This window comes from Flavobacterium denitrificans DSM 15936 (genome assembly GCF_000425445.1).
Lineage (GTDB): Bacteria > Bacteroidota > Bacteroidia > Flavobacteriales > Flavobacteriaceae > Flavobacterium > Flavobacterium denitrificans.
This window is the reverse complement of sequence record NZ_KE384377.1, coordinates 361351-380119: the sequence shown is the minus strand read 5'-3', so window position 1 is coordinate 380119 and position 18769 is coordinate 361351. Positions and strand designations below refer to the sequence as shown.

17 protein-coding genes are annotated in these 18769 nt (G+C 33.2%); 6 read left to right on the top strand and 11 right to left on the bottom strand.

Annotated elements, in window-relative coordinates; all coding sequences use genetic code 11:
- Nucleotides 1-45 precede the first annotated feature (45 nt).
- The 3 genes from ccoN to H600_RS0113495 form a co-directional block, all read right to left on the bottom strand.
- The gene (ccoN, locus tag H600_RS0113505; protein WP_026729282.1) at nt 46-2232 is read right to left on the bottom strand and encodes a cytochrome-c oxidase, cbb3-type subunit I; all 2187 of its coding nucleotides are present in this window, start codon (nt 2230-2232) and stop codon (nt 46-48) included.
- 2 nt (nt 2233-2234) lie between these two features.
- Nucleotides 2235-2426: a cbb3-type cytochrome oxidase assembly protein CcoS gene (ccoS, locus tag H600_RS0113500; RefSeq protein WP_026729281.1), complete on the bottom strand. Its 192-nt coding sequence runs from the start codon at nt 2424-2426 to the stop codon at nt 2235-2237.
- Between the two features lie 116 nt (nt 2427-2542).
- Nucleotides 2543-4930: a heavy metal translocating P-type ATPase gene (locus tag H600_RS0113495; RefSeq protein ID WP_026729280.1), complete on the bottom strand. Its 2388-nt coding sequence runs from the start codon at nt 4928-4930 to the stop codon at nt 2543-2545.
- A 204-nt stretch (nt 4931-5134) separates the two neighbouring features.
- On the opposite strand from H600_RS0113495, the gene H600_RS0113490 reads away from it, so the two are divergent.
- Nucleotides 5135-5815: a Crp/Fnr family transcriptional regulator gene (locus H600_RS0113490; RefSeq protein ID WP_026729279.1), complete on the top strand. Its 681-nt coding sequence runs from the start codon at nt 5135-5137 to the stop codon at nt 5813-5815.
- On the opposite strand, the gene mazG is transcribed toward H600_RS0113490, so the two are convergent.
- The 3 genes from mazG to def form a co-directional block, all read right to left on the bottom strand.
- Entirely contained in the window at nt 5816-6586 is a 771-nt protein-coding gene (gene mazG / locus H600_RS0113485) for a nucleoside triphosphate pyrophosphohydrolase (RefSeq protein WP_026729278.1), read from the bottom strand.
- Between the two features lie 97 nt (nt 6587-6683).
- Complete coding sequence (locus H600_RS0113480; protein WP_026729277.1) at nt 6684-7169, bottom strand: DUF5606 family protein; 486 nt, start codon at nt 7167-7169, stop codon at nt 6684-6686.
- A gap of 62 nt (nt 7170-7231) precedes the next feature.
- Nucleotides 7232-7822 carry a peptide deformylase gene (gene def / locus H600_RS0113475; RefSeq protein ID WP_026729276.1) on the bottom strand — a complete coding sequence of 197 codons (591 nt, stop codon included), beginning with the start codon at nt 7820-7822 and terminating at the stop codon, nt 7232-7234.
- A gap of 203 nt (nt 7823-8025) precedes the next feature.
- Between def and H600_RS0113470 the strand changes: the two genes are divergently transcribed.
- Nucleotides 8026-10248, top strand: a complete 2223-nt coding sequence (locus H600_RS0113470) for an FUSC family protein (RefSeq protein WP_026729275.1) — start codon at nt 8026-8028, stop codon at nt 10246-10248.
- Between the two features lie 38 nt (nt 10249-10286).
- Here H600_RS0113470 and H600_RS0113465 read toward each other — a convergent pair whose 3' ends face one another.
- From H600_RS0113465 to H600_RS0113455, 3 genes are all read right to left on the bottom strand, one after another.
- Nucleotides 10287-11780, bottom strand: coding sequence for a malate:quinone oxidoreductase (locus H600_RS0113465; protein WP_026729274.1), 1494 nt, complete (start codon nt 11778-11780; stop codon nt 10287-10289).
- 126 nt (nt 11781-11906) lie between these two features.
- A complete protein-coding gene (ruvX, locus tag H600_RS0113460) occupies nt 11907-12323 on the bottom strand; it encodes a Holliday junction resolvase RuvX (RefSeq protein ID WP_026729273.1) in 417 nt (138 codons plus the stop codon).
- Nucleotides 12324-12474: 151 nt separating this feature from the next.
- A complete protein-coding gene (locus H600_RS0113455) occupies nt 12475-13107 on the bottom strand; it encodes a PAS domain-containing protein (protein WP_026729272.1) in 633 nt (210 codons plus the stop codon).
- Nucleotides 13108-13393: 286 nt separating this feature from the next.
- On the opposite strand from H600_RS0113455, the gene H600_RS0113450 reads away from it, so the two are divergent.
- From H600_RS0113450 to H600_RS0113440, 3 genes are all read left to right on the top strand, one after another.
- A complete protein-coding gene (locus H600_RS0113450) occupies nt 13394-14209 on the top strand; it encodes a 2,3,4,5-tetrahydropyridine-2,6-dicarboxylate N-succinyltransferase (protein WP_026729271.1) in 816 nt (271 codons plus the stop codon).
- A 112-nt stretch (nt 14210-14321) separates the two neighbouring features.
- The gene (locus H600_RS0113445) at nt 14322-15398 is read left to right on the top strand and encodes a glycosyltransferase family 9 protein (RefSeq protein ID WP_026729270.1); all 1077 of its coding nucleotides are present in this window, start codon (nt 14322-14324) and stop codon (nt 15396-15398) included.
- On the top strand, nt 15395-16165 hold the full coding sequence (locus H600_RS0113440; RefSeq protein ID WP_026729269.1) for a glycosyltransferase family 2 protein: 771 nt from the start codon (nt 15395-15397) through the stop codon (nt 16163-16165). The genes H600_RS0113445 and H600_RS0113440 overlap by 4 nt, the downstream gene beginning before the upstream one ends.
- Here the strand turns inward: H600_RS0113440 and H600_RS0113435 are convergent.
- Both H600_RS0113435 and H600_RS0113430 read right to left on the bottom strand, forming a co-directional pair.
- Nucleotides 16162-16935, bottom strand: a complete 774-nt coding sequence (locus H600_RS0113435) for a hypothetical protein (protein ID WP_026729268.1) — start codon at nt 16933-16935, stop codon at nt 16162-16164. The two genes, H600_RS0113440 and H600_RS0113435, sit on opposite strands and share 4 nt — an antisense overlap.
- A gap of 6 nt (nt 16936-16941) precedes the next feature.
- Nucleotides 16942-18048: a glycosyltransferase family 4 protein gene (locus H600_RS0113430; protein WP_026729267.1), complete on the bottom strand. Its 1107-nt coding sequence runs from the start codon at nt 18046-18048 to the stop codon at nt 16942-16944.
- 133 nt (nt 18049-18181) lie between these two features.
- On the opposite strand from H600_RS0113430, the gene H600_RS0113425 reads away from it, so the two are divergent.
- The gene (locus tag H600_RS0113425; protein WP_026729266.1) at nt 18182-18742 is read left to right on the top strand and encodes an L-threonylcarbamoyladenylate synthase; all 561 of its coding nucleotides are present in this window, start codon (nt 18182-18184) and stop codon (nt 18740-18742) included.
- The last annotated feature ends 27 nt before the right edge of the window (nt 18743-18769 follow it).

Sequence of the window (18769 nt, the reverse complement as noted above, 5' to 3'; positions counted from 1 at the left end):
GATATCGTCTCCATATTGTGTTTTATTTGTTCAAACATAATGCTGTTATTTTGAAGTTTCTTTTACTTTAATATCAGTACCAAGCCTTTGAATGTAAGCAATCAAAGCAACAATTTCTCTTTCGTTCATTGGAACAAATTTTTCGCCTTTTGCAGCAGCTTTCTTTTTACTATCAGCATAACTTTTTACGAAATCAGGATCATTTTCTAAGCTCTTTTCAATTTTAACAGCTTGATCTCTCAATGTTTTTTGAGCATTTGTAATTTCACTTTCAGAATATGGTACACCAAGTGAGACCATTGCCTGCATTTTCTTCTGAGTCAATGAAATGTCTAAAGGCTTATTATCAAACAACCATTTGTATCCCGGCATAATAGAGCCAGCAGAAGTGCTCTGTGGATTCCACATGTGGTTGAAGTGCCAGTTGTCATTATACTTGCCTCCTACCCTCTGTAAATCTGGACCTGTACGTTTTGATCCCCAAAGGAACGGATGATCATATACAAATTCTCCGGCTTTTGCCTGTGGCCCATAACGTTCTACCTCACTTCGGAATGGTCGAACGGATTGTGAGTGACATCCCACACAACCTTCTCTGATATACAAATCACGCCCTTCAAGCTCAAGTGGTGTATATGGTTTCACGCTTGAAATTGTTGGTATATTCGATTTAACCATAATTGTTGGGACAATTTGAATTATACCTCCAATCAAGATCGCAATGGTAGCCAAAATGGTCAATTGGATTGGTTTTCTTTCTAACCAAGTATGGAATTTTTCACCTCTAAGTCTATTGCTGCTGATTGTCTGCAATGCTGGAGCCTGAGCCAATTCATCTTCTATAGTATCTCCTGCTTTAACAGTCATGATAATATTGTAAACCAAAGTTATCATTCCAATTAAGTAAAGTGAACCACCAATTGCTCGCATCCAATATAAAGGCATGATTGCCGTTACAGTTTCAAGGAAGTTTCCGTATGTCAAAGTTCCATCTGGATTAAATTGTTTCCACATTGATGCTTGCTGGAAACCAGCTACATACATTGGCAATGCATATAAAATGATTCCTAAAGTTCCAATCCAGAAATGGAAATTAGCTAATTTTTTAGAAAACAGTGTGCTTTTTGTCATTCTTGGAATCAGCCAATAAATAATACCAAATGACATAAATCCGTTCCATGCTAATGCCCCAACGTGTACGTGTGCTACGATCCAGTCTGTATAATGCGCAATAGCATTTACATTTTTGAAAGAAAGCATTGGTCCCTCAAAAGTCGCCATTCCGTATCCAGTAATTGCTACTACAAAGAATTTCAAAACTGGTTCTTCACGAACTTTATCCCACGCTCCTCTTAAAGTTAAAAGTCCGTTGATCATACCTCCCCATGACGGAGCGATAAGCATTACCGAAAACACTACACCTAAATTCTGAGCCCAGTTTGGCAAAGCAGAATATAATAAATGGTGTGGTCCTGCCCAGATATAAATAAAGATTAAAGACCAAAAGTGTATAATTGATAGTCTATAAGAATAAATTGGGCGATTGGCTATTTTAGGAACAAAATAATACATCAATCCTAAAAACGGAGTTGTCAAGAAAAATGCAACTGCATTATGTCCATACCACCATTGTACAAGCGCGTCTTGTACACCAGCATAAACCGAATAACTTTTTAAGGCAGAAACTGGCAACTCAATATTATTAAAGATATGCAAAACAGCAACTGTCACGAATGTGGCTAAATAAAACCAAATAGCAACATATAAATGCCTTTCTCGTCTGCGAAGCATGGTACCAATCATATTGATTCCCATTACAACCCAGATGACTGCAATTGCAATGTCAATAGGCCATTCTAGTTCTGCATATTCTTTTGAAGAAGTATAACCTAATGGTAAAGTAATAGCGGCGGCAACAATAATCAATTGCCAACCCCAGAAATGCAGATTGCTTAAAAAATCGCTGAACATTCTGGCTTTCAGCAAACGCTGTAGCGAGTAATATAAACCCGCAAAAAAGGCATTCCCTACAAAGGCAAAAATTACTGCATTTGTATGCAGAGGTCTCAATCGGCCGTAACTTAGCCACGAAATCCCGTCTGTCATGTTGGGAAAAAGGTACATAACCGCTAAGGTCAGTCCCACTAACATACCTACTACCCCAAAAAGAATAGTGGCGTAAATGAATTTTTTTACAATTTTGTTGTCGTAATAAAACTGTTCCATTTCCATAATTAAACTTGTTTTTCTTCGGTTGGTGAAATATTTTTCTGGGGAGTAATTTTGGTTTCGTCGTCAAAAAGCATTCTGACAGAAGGCGTATAATCATCATCGTATTGTCCGGATTTGACAGCGATAATAAAAGCAATAAAGAACCCGATTGCCACGAAAATACTAACTGAAATTAATAGATAAATTACACTCATACCTTAAATTTATGTTAACAAAATTAGTAGGTTACTATTGTATAAAATATGATAATTATCATAGTAAAAAGACTTATGCTAAATTTAGTAAAAAAACTCCTCGGTATTATTTATAATTAATTTAAATTACTCTTACTAAAATAGTTAGACATCAAAGTCACAAAACTTACTATCGTAATAGTGCTCAACGGCATGATGATTGCCGCCACTAATGGCAACAGATTTCCTGTGATTGCAAAGGCAAGTCCTACGATATTGTACAGCAGTGATAAAACGAAACTCATTTTAATAATCAGAATCGATTTATGGGATAATTTTAAAAAATAATTCAATCTTGAAAACTCATTTGCATCTAAAATTGCATCGCAGGCGGGAGAAAAAACATTGACATTCTCCGAAATTGATATTCCAACATTGCTTTGTGCCAATGCACCGGCATCATTCAAGCCATCACCAACCATCATAACATTTTGTCCTTCGTCCTGCAATTTTTTAATGAATTCTAGTTTTTGTTCTGGCTTTTGATTAAAAATAAGTTCTGTGCCTTTTGGAAGGATATTTTCTAGATTCACTCTTTCTCCATCATTGTCTCCCGAAAGCACTTTTAACTTGTAATTTTGACTTAAAGTAGAAAATAACGTTGCAAGACCATCTCTATACTGATTTTGGAAATTAAATTGACCAAAATATCTATCGCCTATTTTTATATGAAGAGCGGTTTTTTCAATTTCCGAATCATCTAAATCCTTACTTTCAACAAATTTTGCTGAACCTATTTTTATGGTTTTATTTTCAGCAGTTGCTAATAACCCTTTTCCAGTAATTTCTTCGAATTCATCAATTTTAATTCGTTTTGTTTCGGGCAAAAAATCATATAGCATTCTGCTAAGAGGATGATTTGAAGCGCGCAGTACATTTTTAAGTAAAATCATATTTTCATCAGAAATTGCTATTCCTTCGTAAACAATATTTGATTTTTTGTTTGTTGTAATTGTTCCCGTTTTATCAAAAACAATAGTATCCACTTTTGCCAATTGCTCGATTACCAAAGCATTTTTGAGATACATTTTTTGTTTTCCCATAATTCGGAGAATATTCCCAAAAGTAAACGGAGCTGTTAATGCGAGCGCACATGGGCACGCTACAATTAAAACCGCTGTAAAAACATTGAAAGCTGTGTTAGCATCGATAAATATCCAATATCCAAATCCAGTAAATGCAATTAATAATAATATAGGAGTAAAATAGCGACTGATTTTATCGGTAATTGTTTTGTGTTTTTGGTCTACTTTTTTCTGAAATATTTCATTACTCCAAAGCTGTGTAAGGTAACTTTGGGAAACGGAATGCAAAACTTCCATCTCAATAACTTTTCCGATTTGTTTTCCTCCGGCAAAAACTTTATCCCCAGATTTTTTCGTAATCGGAACTGCTTCTCCAGTAACAAAACTGTAATCAATATCCGCTTTTTCACTAATCAAAATTCCGTCAACTGGAATCAATTCTTGATTTCTGATCAATAATCTATTTCCTTTTAAGACATCATAAATAGGGACGCTTTCTTCTGAAGTATCTGAATTAATTCTTGTAACTGCAATTGGGAAATAAGATTTAAAATCTCTTTCAAAACTTAAAAAACTATAGGTCTTGATTTGAAACATTTTTCCGAGAAGCATGAAAAAAACCAAACCTGTTAAGCTGTCAAAAAAACCCCCTCCGTAATTCATCACAATATCAAAAGTACTTCTGATGAACATAACGATAATTCCAAGTGCAATCGGAATATCAATATTCAGCATTTTTGATTTTATACTTTTATAAGCCGAAACATAATACCCACTGGCAGAATATAAGAAACTTGGCAAAGCCAATAAAAAAATCAAAACTCTGAAGAAAGGCTTATAATTATCTAGCCAAAATTCTTTGATTTCAAAATATTCAGGAAATGAAAGCAACATGATATTTCCAAAACAAAAGAAAGCTACTCCTAGCTTATAAGTCAGGCTTCTATCAACATTGTTTTTTCCTGTTTCATAGTTTTCGAGACTTATATAAGGCTCATAACCAATTGAACTCAGCAAACAGGCAATAGATTTAAGTGAAACATGTTCAGAGTTGAAAGTAATTCGGACTTTTTTTTGCGGAAAATTAACTTGTGACGTACTAATTCCAGGTTGAATTCTGTTTAAGTTTTCTAGAATCCAAATACAAGAACTGCAATGTATGTGAGGAATGTTTAAAGAAACGATAGAAGTATTTCCTTCCTGAAAATCGACGATTTTTGACGAGATGGCTTCATTGTCTAAAAAATCATATTTGCCCTGAATGTCTTGTGGAGTTGCCCCTGGTGATTTTTCAAAATCGTAATAACAGGTTAAATCATGCAGACTAAAAATTTCATACACTGTTTTACAGCCAGCGCAACAAAACTTTTTTTCATCAAAATTGATTTCTTCATTTTTAGGAATATCAATTCCACAATGAAAACAGCTCTGCTCAGTCATAATTTGTTTCTTTTTTAATGCAACAAATATTCCAAATAAGAATTAACTATAAATATGACATTTGTCATATGAAAATGAAATCGAATTCTAATTTAATAAAATAAAATAGGCAAATTACATCCGTAAAATTTTTCTGCATATTTTAAGACAAAACAGTGCTTCCTAATGCGAATATTGGTTAATTTTGCATTAAATTATATTGCGATGAATAAATGTGATCAATGTATTGTACGCCAATTGTCCTCTTTAAAAGCCCTTAACAAAGAAGAAGTTATTAAGTTAGCGAATAGTAAAACGAGTTATTCTATCAAAAAAGGTGAAGCAATTTTTGAAGAAGGCGAAGTTACCAATGGCGTATTTTGTATAAAGGATGGTGTAGGGAAATTATCGAAATTAAGCGCAAACGGAAAAGACCAAATCGTAAAATTGGTAAAGTCTGGAGAACTTTTGGGCCAGCGTTCTATGATCAGCAATGAGCCTGCTAATTTATCCGCAAAAGCAATCGCTGATATGGAAGTCTGTTTCATTCCAAAATCCGAAATCTTACATTTTTTCAATAACAACAATCAATTTTCGTTGAATTTGATGCAATCTATTTGTGAAGATTTGAAAGAATCTGAAAATGATAAAATTGCATTGGTACAAAAAACGGTAAAACAACGTTTAGCCGAAACTTTATTGCAACTTCATGACGAATTTGGAGAAAACGATGACAAAACTTTGAAAGTTCAACTTACTAGAGAAGAACTTGCAGGAATTATTGGTACCGCAACGGAAAGCTGTATTCGTTTACTGTCTGATTTCAACAAATTAGAACTGATTGAACTTGTTGGAAAAAAAATAATGCTTAAAAATGTTCGAGCGTTAAAAAAAATGGCCGAATAATTACAGCTTTTTAGCCTCGTTCCAAAAAACATCCATTTCTGCCAAAGTCATTTCTGAAAGAGGTTTTCCTAATTCTGTGGCCTTGCCTTCCAAATATTGAAAACGTTTAATGAATTTTTTATTGGTGCGTTCTAATGCATCTTCAGGATTTATGTTTAAAAATCGAGCATAGTTGATCATCGAGAATAAAACATCGCCAAATTCAGCTTCAATTTTATCTTGATTACCTGATTTTACTTCAACCTGCAGTTCTTCTAATTCTTCCTGCACTTTATCCCAAACTTGATGCGGTTCTTCCCAATCAAAACCAACGCCTTTAACTTTATCCTGAATTCGGCTCGCTTTTACTAATGCCGGAAGACTTCTCGGCACTCCTTCTAAAACTGATTTTTTTCCTTCTTTTAGTTTAAGCTTTTCCCAATTTTGTTTTACCTCTTCCTCATCTTTTACAACTGTATCACTGTAAATATGTGGATGGCGATGAATCAATTTCTCGCAGATTTCATTGCACACATCAGCAATATCAAAATCATTGGTTTCTGAGCCTATTTTGGCATAAAAAACAATATGGAGCAGCAAATCGCCAAGTTCTTTTTTAACTTCGTTCAAATCATTATCTAAAATAGCATCTCCAAGTTCATAAGTTTCTTCGATTGTCAAATGGCGCAAAGTCTGCAATGTCTGTTTTTTATCCCAAGGGCATTGCTCACGAAGTTCGTCCATAATTATTAGTAATCTTTCGAAGGCTTTAAGTTGAAGTTCTTTGCTCATTTTGATATTTTTTGAATTGTAATCGAATAGTGTAAAAGTAAAAAATCCTGTCAAGAAAACATCTCAACAGGATTAATATATTTAAAAGAACGAACTATTATTCTTCTTTTTTGGCTTTTGCTTTTTTTGCTGCTGGCGCTTTCTTTGGTTTTTCTTCAGCAACTGGAGCTTCTTCTACTGCCTCTACTGCTGCAGGAGCTAAATCAGTTACTAATCCTTTTGCTTGAAGCGTATTGTACCAATTTAATACTTTTTTAATATCAGATGGATAAACTCTTTCTTCATCATAATCAGGTAAAATTTCTTTGAAATAAGCTCCTAAAGTTGCATTGTCTTCTTTATGTGAAATTGCTTGACCTTTGTTTTCTTTAGTCGCAATTTTTTGCATTACTTCAGTTAATGGTTTCTCGCCTTCGTATGTGTAAATTGAAATTTCAGACAATAAACTTACATTACTTTTCAAGTTTACTGTTATTTTTTTACCATCTGTTAATGATTCTGCCACAAAACCTGTACGAGTTTGCACTTTTAGTACATATAAACCTGGTTTCCCTGAAATGGCTAAAATTTTGTCTAAATTCATGTTGTATTAATATTTAGTATTAAGAATTTTTATTGTATTTTTTTGTTCGGTTTTTAGAACAATTATCTTCCTTTTTTAGCGGCAGCAAACTTCATTCTGTATTCCTGAAAAGTCTTGCCTTCTGTAATATTTTTTAATTTCTTTTGAATCAAACGCTTTTTCAATGAAGATATTTTATCGGTAAATAAAACCCCTTCGATATGATCATATTCATGCTGAATAACTCGTGCAATCAATCCGTCAAAAACTTCTGTCTTCATAACAAAATCTTCTTCACAATATTCAATCGTCACGGTTGGTTTTCTGTAAACATCTTCGCGAACATCAGGAATACTTAAACAGCCTTCATTAAAGCTCCACTCTTCTCCTTCTTCTTTAACGATCTTAGCATTGATAAAAGTCTTTTTAAATCCTTTTAATTCTTTAGCCTCACTAGATTCCAAATCATCATCTTCACTAAAAGGAGTTGTATCAATAACAAACAAACGAATTGCCAAACCTACCTGCGGGGCTGCAAGCCCAACACCGTATGCATTATACATGGTTTCATACATGTTTGCTATTGTTTCTTTTAGGTTTGGATATTCTGGTGTAACATCAACTCCTACTTTTCTTAAAACAGGATCACCATATCCTACAATTGGTAAAATCATTTGTATTAATTTATTGTATTATCTACTGTAAAAACTGAATTTTAGTTTCCTATAATTCAGCTGGCAAAAATAGTAAAAAATAGTCTACGAATAATTCTAAACAACATATTATATCTTATTTTTTGACAATATGTTAAAATCTCATCTATAATTATGCCAAATTAATTCGTACAATTCTTACCTTTGTTAGTAAACCTCAACATATGTTTGAACGTATTTCAAAATTCACGAACAGCACTTCTTTTTTAAACGCCTCAAAAGTAACCATTGCTTCAGTTATTCCTGTGCTGATTTTTAACTTCTTAGGGCATTTTGAAATCGGATTCACCATTGCGCTTGGAGCTTTTTATACTTATCCCAGTGATATTCCGAGTTCCTTAATCCATAAGATAAAAGGACTTATTGTAGCTTCTTTTATTGTATCCGGAGTTAATTTACTTGTCAATTTTACCTATCCATATCCTTTTTTATTTTATCCTTTCTTAGGATTTCTGCTGTTTTTATGCTCTATGATTTCCGTTTACGGACAGCGCGCCACATTAGTTTCTTTTTCTGCCTTGCTATCAATTTCTTTATCATTTGGGCATTTACATGAGGGCTGGGAAGCTTTTCAATATGCCGGATTTATTTTTATTGGAGGAATTTTATACCTAATTGTTTCACTTGTTTTCCATTTCATACAACCTTATAAATATGTGGAACTAGAAATTGCAGAAGGAATAAAACTTACCGCTAAATACCTAAAATTAAGAGGTGATTTATGGAATCCAGAAGCGAATCGAGATGTTATTATTGAAAAACAATTAGCTGTTCAAGTTGAACTAAATTTGATTCATGAAGATTTACGAAAAATGCTTATTGGCAATCAAAATGCATCTGGTACAACGGCTCAAAACCGAAAGATGCTATTAGTTTTTATTACTCTGGTGGAAATTCAGGAACTTGCCTTATATACTTCATTTGACCACAGCAAACTTCATGAAAAATTTGCCAAACATCCAGAAGTACTTAGAACCTATCAAAATGTAGCTTACAAATTGGCTTCGACTTTAAAAAAGCTATCTAAGAATGTGCATCATATTGCGGTCTACGTTGATAAAAATGATTTGAAAAACGAATTGGATGCGCTTGAATTTGCCATTTTTGATTATGAAAAAAGCTTAGGCAAAGAAGAAGCTTCAGAAGGCGTTTTAATGCTGACCAATATGCTGAAATATGCAAGAAATCAAGTTGGAAAAATCAAAATCATTCAGCGTGCTTTCTCACTTGCCATGCAGTCTTACAAACTAAAAGATAAAGATAAGGAACTTGAAAAATTCCTGACACCGCAGTATTACCCGTTACGAACTTTGACTGAAAATTTAAGTTTTTCTTCTTCTATTTTCAGGCATTCCTTACGATTGACCATTACGATTCTGATTGGCTTTTTGATTGGAAAAATTCTTCCGTTTCAAAATGTCTATTGGATTTTACTGACCATTGTCGTGATCATGCGTCCTGGTTACGGACTGACGAAAGAACGCTCTTATAATAGGATTTTCGGAACTATTTTAGGAGGATTATTTGCTTTCGGAATCGTATCTGTCATTCAAAATCACATTGCGTTAAGCATATTTTCAATTGTATGCATGCTTTTAGGAATTTCATTTACACAAATCAATTACAAAATCAGTGCGACTTTTGTAACAATGTATGTGGTTTTTATTTACGGAATATTAACGCCAAATGTTGTCGAAGTAATTCAGTTCAGGATTCTAGATTCACTAGCAGGAGCAATTTTAGCTTTTATTGCGAATCAGTTTTTATGGCCGGCTTGGGAGTTTATTAACACGCCAATTCATATTGAGAATTCGATTCGGGCCAACCGAAATTATCTAAAAGAAATCGCCGATTTTTATAATAAAAAAGGAGAAATTCCAACTTCATACCGCTTAGCCAGAAAACATGCTTTTGTCGAGATTGGCAATTTGATGACCTCTTTTCAGCGAATGATGCAGGAGCCAAAATCGAAACAAAAAACATTGCCTTTGGTCAATAAATTAGTGGTATTGAATCATTCGATTTTATCAGCATTAGCTTCATTATCAACCTATATTCAGTCACATCAAACCACATCAGCATCAGATTCTTTTAATTATATCATCAAAACGATTTTATCAAATTTGGATCATTCTATCTCTATTTTAAAAAATGAGACTATCATTAATGATACCTTTTTTGACAAAGAAGATGTGACGCTTCAATTTGAAGAACTTAAACGCAAAAACTTTACACGACTGGCCGAAGATGACGAACTCGACAAAGAAACACGTCAAGCCAAAATGCAGGAAGCACAAATGGTTATAGAACAATTAATCTGGATGAGCAATCTTGCGGAAAAGATTTTAAAAATCACGAAAGAGTTAAAAGCAACAAATCCAGATTAATTCATCTGGATTTGCTATTATTATATATAATTTAAAGCTTAATTAAGCTTCAAAACTTCAGAAGTTTCTTTTCTAAGTTTAGCCAAAAGTTCTGGCTTGTCATTTAATGTTTGACCATAAGAAGGAATCATTTCTTTCAATTTTGCTTGCCATTCAGGAGTTTTAATTTGATTTTTAAAACATCTGCTGATAAGATCAAGCATAATCGCAACAGCTGTTGATGCTCCTGGAGATGCCCCTAAAAGAACAGCAAGCGTTCCGTCATGCGTATTGATCACTTCAGTTCCAAATTCTAATACACCACCTTCTTTTTCATCTTTTTTGATAACCTGGACACGCTGACCTGCTTTTTCAAGTTTCCAATCTTTTGAACGTGCTGATGGCAAATATTCGCGAAGTGCTTTCATTCTGTCTTTTGGAGACTGACGCACTTGCTCGATTAAATATTTTGTCAACGGAATATTGTGATATCCTGCCGCCAACATCGGAATTAAATTGTTTGACTTAATAGACAATGGCAAATCTAAATAAGAACCATTTTTCAAGAAACGAGTTGAGAATCCTGCAAACGGACCAAAAAGCAATGCTTTTTCGCCATCAATTACACGTGTATCGATATGCGGAACAGACATTGGAGGAGCTCCAACACTTGCTTTTCCATAAACTTTCGCCTGATGTTTTGCAATAACCTCCGGATTTGTACATTTTAGCCATTGGCCACTTACCGGAAATCCTCCGTATCCTTTTCCTTCTGGAACATCAGCTTTTTCTAATAATGGCAATGAGCCTCCTCCTGCTCCAATAAATACAAAAGTTGTGTATGCTTTACGTTTTTGTCCAGTAGAAAGATCCGTGATTTTGATTCTCCATGATTTATCTTCACGCTGTCTTAATTTTTTTACTTCGTGATTAAAATATAAACTTACACCATCTAATTTTTCAAGATAATTGAACATACTTCTGGTCAAAGCACCAAAATTAACATCGGTACCAATTTCCATGCGAGTAGCCGCTATTTTTTGGTTATCCTCTCTACCTTCCATTACTAGAGGCATCCATTTTTTCAATTGCTCAAAATCAGTGCTGAATTCCATTTCAGAAAAAATTGGATTGCTTTGCAATGCCGCAAATCTTGTTTTTAGATATTCAACATTTTTATCTCCCCATACAAAACTCATATGAGGTACACTTTTTATAAAATTTTCAGGAGATGGTACTTTCTTTTCTTGTACCAAATAAGACCAAAACTGGCGTGAAATTTCAAAAGATTCTGCTATACTGATTGCTTTTTTAGGATCAATACTTCCGTCCGCTTTTTCTGGTGTATAATTTAACTCACAAAAAGCTGAGTGTCCAGTTCCAGCATTATTCCATGCATCAGAGCTTTCAGCCGCCGCAACATCTAGTCTTTCGTAAATTTCAATTTTAATATCTGGTTGCAGCTCTTTCAAAATTAATCCAAGAGTTGCACTCATAATTCCAGCTCCAATAAGCACGACATCACTATTGGAACGTATTGTATTGTCAGGCATAACAGTATTTGTTTTTAAAAATGCAAAGGTACTTTTTTCAATCGCAAAAAAAAACTAAATTTTGCATGATAAAAGTTAGGAAATCATATTTTTTTCTAAATAAAGTGAAATTTTTAAGCCTTAAACTTAAAAACGGTTAGAAGAAAGATAGTCTTGAAGCATAATCGTTGCAGAAATTTCATCGATCAGTCCTTTGTTCTGACGCTGTTTCTTGCTCAGTCCGCTATCGATCATCGTTTGAAATGCCATTTTTGAAGTAAAACGTTCATCAACTCGAATCACTTTCATGTCTGGAAAAATATTTGAAAAATGAGTTACAAAACCTTTTATTATAGAAGCGCTTTCTGAAGGTTGTCCGTTCATTTGCTTTGGCTCGCCAATTAAAACCGTTTCGACTTTTTCTTTGGCAAAATAATCTTTTAAAAAATCGATTAAAGTGTGAGTTGGAATCGTAGTCAAGCCCGAAGCGATAATTTGCATTTCATCAGTAACAGCAATTCCAGTGCGCTTTTGTCCGTAGTCTATGGAAAGAATTCTTGGCATTTTATTTTTTTTCAAAGATAATCATTTTGGTTTTAGCTTTTCAAAATACACACATACCATACTTTCTTATTTAAATTTAAAAACAAAAAAATCCGCTTTAAAAATTCAAAAGCGGATTTTTCCAAAATATTCAAAACCTAAAAAATCGAATCTACCTATTAAATAATCTTCTAAAAAAACCTCTTTCTTCTTCCTCTTCGTCATCAGCCTGTTCTTCATATTGCGCAAACTTCAGCTGTGCTTTTTCATGCTCGAAAATCAACTCCTTAATATATTCGACATATGATCTTTTTTTCTCTTCTAAAAAACCAATTAAATATTTTTCGCTGAATTCAACACCGCTCGCCGCTTCAATCTGCAAAAGCTTTTTATACAAAGGCTCAATATGAAGAGAAACAACCTCTTGAGGAACAGATTGACGTCTTCCAAAATAATTCACAATTGCACCATTTTCATCTTTTGCAATTTCAAAATCGGTTATTACCCAGTAATACCTTCCTGATTTCGCCAAATTCTTTACGATTGCATGAAAGTTTCTCCCTTGTTTAAGATTTTCCCAAAGCACTTTAAAAATAACTTTTGGCATATCAGGATGCCGAATAATATTATGTGGTTGTCCCATCAATTCGTAATCTTCGTAACCAGAAACATCTACAAATACTTCATTGGCATATTCAATAATACCAAAGGCATTGGTTTTACTCATAATAACTTGCGTTTTATCCCAAGTGACTTCTTTGTCAATTACTGCAATTTTGTTCTGGAGCTGATTTTCTTGATTCATGCTATACTGCTTATAAAATTTGTTTTTGGAATGGTTTTAATTAATTCTATTTCTGTTTTTCAGAATTAACGCTGCGAAAGTAGTTGGAAGAAAAAAGGTAAAATCTGATTTTTGTCATATTTTGATATAAAAAAAACTTTTGATGGCTTTTAATTTCAACAATAATTACATTGATGTTTCTTATTTATCAAATTAAAAACAAAATGTTACATATATAACATTTTCAAAAAGGTTTTACTTTTCCGCTTTTCCACAAATACGTTATCTTTGCCAAAAATTAAAACTTATGAATTCTTTACAGACTATAATTGAACAAGCTTGGGAAAACAGAGCTTTATTACAAGAAACTGCCACAACTGATGCTATCAGAGAAGTTATCGAACTAGTAGATGCAGGAAAATTACGTGTTGCTGAACCTGTTGGTGAAGGCTGGCAAGTAAACGAATGGGTGAAGAAAGCGGTTGTAATGTATTTCCCAATTCAAAAAATGGAAACATGGGAATCTGGTATTTTTGAATACCACGACAAAATGTTGCTAAAAAGAAATTATGCTGAAAAAGGAATTCGTGTAGTACCAAACGCTGTTGCACGTTACGGAGCTTATATTTCTAGCGGTGTTATCTTGATGCCAAGTTATGTAAATATTGGTGCTTATGTTGACGAAGGAACTATGGTTGACACTTGGGCAACTGTTGGAAGCTGTGCACAAATTGGTAAAAATGTTCACTTGAGTGGTGGTGTTGGAATCGGTGGTGTTCTTGAGCCATTACAAGCTGCTCCAGTAATTATTGAAGATGGCGCCTTTATTGGTTCTCGTTGTATTGTTGTAGAAGGTGTTCACGTTGGTAAAGAAGCTGTTCTTGGCGCTAACGTTTGTTTGACTGCTTCAACAAAAATCATCGATGTTACTGGTGATGAACCAGTTGAAATGAAAGGTTTTGTTCCTGCTCGTTCTGTTGTAATTCCAGGAAGTTATACTAAAAAATTCGCTGCTGGTGAATTCCAAGTCCCATGTGCTTTGATCATCGGAACTCGCAAACCATCTACAGATTTGAAAACTTCATTAAACAATGCACTTCGTGAATACGACGTTGCAGTATAGATTAAAAAAAAAAAATCAAATTAAAAAATCCAAATTCCAATTGATAATGATTGGAATTTGGATTTTTTTTGCTTCAATTTGTAAACCATAAATACGATTTGTTTTTCTAAATATGAAAATACTTGTTATTCAACAAAAAATGATTGGAGACGTTTTGGTAAGCAGCATTATATGCAATAATTTGCGTACTGCTTATCCTGAAGCTCAAATAGATTATTTGGTTTATGCCTCGACGACACCTGTTCTTGAAGGCAATCCAAGTATTGACAATATTATTTTGTTTGAAGAAAAGCATCGTAAAAGCAAAAAGGAATTATTGAAATTAGGTTTTCAGCTTCGCAATGAAAAGTACGATTTATTAATTGATGCGTATTCAAAATTAGAAAGCTGGATTTTGGTTTTATTGAGCAATGCTAAAAGAAAAATTTCATACAAAAAACCGGGCAGGAATTTTTTATACACTGATAATGTTCCGTTTGAACCTTTCCCAAAAACCAATTTAGGTTTGGCAATCGAAAGACGTTTGTCCCTTTTAGAGCCTTTGAATCTAAAAATAAAAACCGATCCAATTCCGAAATTATTTGTTTCTGAAAAAGAAAACCAAGAAGCAATTGCACTTTTTGAAAAACACAATGTTCGAAAAGATAGAAAAACGGTTATGATAAGCCTTTTAGGAAGCGAAAAATTAAAAACTTATCCTTTAGAATTCATGTCTAAAGTTGTTGATTACATTGCTGATCATTTTGATGTAAATATTCTTTTCAACTATTTCCCAAAACAAATTGAGGAAGCTAAAATTGTTTTTGATACTTGCAAACCATCCACGCAACAAAAAATATATTTTGATTTGCTAGGCGGAGATTTGCGTTCCTTTATTGGTTTAGTCAACCAATGTGATTTGATTATTGGAAACGACGGAGGCGCAATAAATATGGCAAAAGCGTTGGAAAAACCTTCATTTATCATTTTTTCTCCTTGGATTGAAAAGAAAATCTGGGCCACTTTTGAAGACGGAATACACCACCTATCGGTACATTTAAAGGACTATCGATCTGATTTATTTGAGCAGAAAACTGAAAAAATGTTTAAGAAAGAAGCATTGCCATTATATCAAGAATTCAAACCTGAATTTTTTAAAGATAAAATCGAATTGTTTCTTAATCAAAACCTAAGTGTTTCTGCCCAATGATTTTGCCACAGAAACAATTTTTAACGGCTTTGGTTATTACCTATAATGAAGAACAGAATATAAAACCAGTTCTCGATGATTTGGCTTTTGCCGATGAAATTATTGTGGTCGATTCTTTCAGTTCTGATAAAACTTTTGAAATTGCATCAAGCTTCAAAAATGTAAAAATTGTACAGCGCATCTTTGACAATTTTGCTTCGCAACGCAATTATGCCCTAAGTTTGGCATCGCATTCTTGGATTCTATTTTTGGATGCAGATGAACGGCTAACTCCTGAACTTCAAAAAGAAATCAGTTTTATAATCCATCAAAGCAATAGTGCTTCGGCTTATTTTGTTCGTCGAAACTTTATGTTTGAAGACAAAAAATTGCGTTTTAGCGGTTGGCAGACAGATAAAATTATTCGTCTTTTTAAGAAAGAAAACGCTTTTTATAATCATGAAAAAATCGTTCACGAAAAACTTATCGTAACCGGAAAAACTTCAAAATTAAAAAACCGATTAATTCACTATTCGTATTCTAATTTTGAAGATTACAAGCAAAAAATGATTTTTTACGGTCAATTAAAAGCGAAGGAAGAATTTCTAAAAAACACTAAACCCAACTTTTTTCATTTTTATATTCGTCCAGCTTATCAATTTTTGAACCAGTATTTAATCCGTTTTGGATTTTTAGACGGCAAAAAAGGCGTTATAATTTGTTATTTGAATGCATTAAGTGTCGCTGCACGTTTTCAGGAGCTCAAAAAAATTCACTCTGGAAATTAGTACGTTTTCCAGAATTTCAGTTTCTTTTTCAACCTTTTCTTTCTTGCAAATTCCTCTTGAAAATCAGATGTTGCCTGCCACATTTTTTCAAAAATTTCAGTTTCTGATTTTTCAGTATAAAACTTTGCATATTCATTGCTCATTACCGCAATCATTTCTTTTTTAGGCGTCAAACGGCTAAAATTGTTCATGCGTTGTTCGAAACTCATATTTTCATGAAAATTCATTCGGTTTAAATCAACCAAAAAGAAATCATACAGGCTTTCAGATGTTTTTTTAATCAAAGTATTTCCTGGGGAATGATCTAAAAACTCTACTCCTTTTTCATGCAGATCAAAGGTAAATTTGGTAAACTGTCTTAAAATATTGTCATTGTCTGGATATTCTGGAATTTCGACTAATTCCCTGTATGTCAATTCAGTTACTAAATGCTCGCTCGCATAATAACTGTCTTTTAAACCTATAAAATTGAAATTCTCAAGAAACGCAACAGGTTCTGGTGTGCCAATTCCTTTTTCCAACAAAATTGTAGCATATTCAAATGAACGTCTAGCTTTTGATTTTCTAAAATATTTGTATGCAATTTTATTTACGATATTCGGAATTTTAAACGATTTGATATTGATTGTTTTTCCATCCAGATCAAATAATTTAATTTTATTTCGGTCTCCGTTTCCAAAAAGTTCACCAGAAGTCTGAAAATTTTGAATAAGAGAGAGAATATCTTTTGAGCTTTTTACAGCTGTTGAAAATTTAAATTTTGCAATCATGAGGATCTATGAGTTTATTATTTTTTTGTAGGCGTCTGCCGTTTTTCTTGCTATTACTGGAGCAATAAAACCATTGTTGATTGTCATTTTACCTTTTTCAACAAATTCCTTTTGCAGATTTACATCATTCAAAAGCAAATTTATATTTTCAGCCAAATTCTTAAAATCCTTAATTGGCGAAATAAATCCATTATTGCCGCTTGTTATTACTTCGGGCACAATACCAACATGAGTTGAAACAACTGGTGCTCCAATCAACATTGCTTCCAAAACAGAAGTAGGCCCTCCTTCTCTTTGCGATGTCATTAAGAAAACATTGAATTGCTTATTCAGACTAGATGCATCCTCAATTGTATTCGTGAAAATCACATATTCTTGAAGATTTTTTTCAGCAACAAGCTTTACATAGTCATCTGTTCGTTTGGAAAAATTTCCAATCTGAAAAAAAACAACATCTTTTTTGTTCAATACATTAACCAAATAATCTGCTGTGTTTACAAGTGTTTCTAAATCTTTTGCCGTGGTATGATTGGCAATATTTCCAATTATAAATTTACCTTCAGCAACGTTATACTTTTCTCTTAAATTAACACCCGTATTTTTGTTTAAGATTTCCAACGGAACGCAATCTGGAACAACTGTCAGTTTAGGCTTATTTGAAGGAGAAAGAACCTCCGAAAAATTATTCTTAACAGCATTAGAAACACAAAAAACAGCATCGATTGCTTTTGAATTGTATTTAAATTTACTGATGAAACTACTGCTGGCGCTGATTGCTTTTTTTGAGAAAACAACTTTTGCATTCAATTTCAGAAACAAATTGCTCAACACATAAAAAGTCAAAGAATTGCTGGTATGAAGATGAATCAAATCGGGCTTAATCTCTCGTACCAATTCTTTAAACTGTTTATAATTTGAAAATTTAACAAGCTTTCTGTCTTTCGCAGGAATAAATGCAATATTATTTTCTACGCAAAGTTTTTCAAGCACTGTGTCTTTAATTCCGAAAACAACATTTTCAATTTCTAATTTATTCAATTCAGGAATGCTATAGATCAATTGCTGTTCGTTTCCTCCCCAAGCTTTCGCTCCAGAAATGTGCAGTATTTTCATATTTTTTATAATATTTCTTAGGTATGCAAATATAAGGGTGTAATTACAAAAATAAAGATAAAAAGATCAATTAAGAAGCTCTACAAAACGGAATTATTATCTTTGCACTTTAAATTAGCATTAAAATTTCACCATGAACGAAGAAATCATCAAAGCTTACGAAGTTATCAAAGAAGGCGGCATCATACTTTATCCAACTGATACAGTTTGGGGAATAGGCTGTGATGCAACTAATCCTGAAGCAGTTGCAAAAATTTACAAATTAAAACAGCGTGCAGAAACACAAAGTATGATCGTTTTGATGAATGGCGAAAAAATGATTTATAATGTTTTTAAAAATATTCCTGAAGTTGCTTGGCAAATATGGGATTTAGCAGATAAACCAACTACTTTAATTCTTGACGATGCCCGAAATGTCGCTCCAAATATTATCGCAGCAGATAAATCTTTGGGCGTTCGATTAGTTAAAGAACCTTTTTGCTACAAATTGATGGAAAGAATGAAAAAACCTTTGGTTTCAACTTCTGCAAATATTTCAGGACAACCTACGCCAATTGCTTTCAAAGATATCAGTCCAGAAATTATTAATGGAGTTGATTATGTTGTGAAACTAAATCAAGATAAGATCAACGGAAAATCATCTACAATCATCAAATTGACTAACGATTCTCAGGTTAAAGTAATACGCAAATAATTGATAATTAATAATTGTCAATTTAAA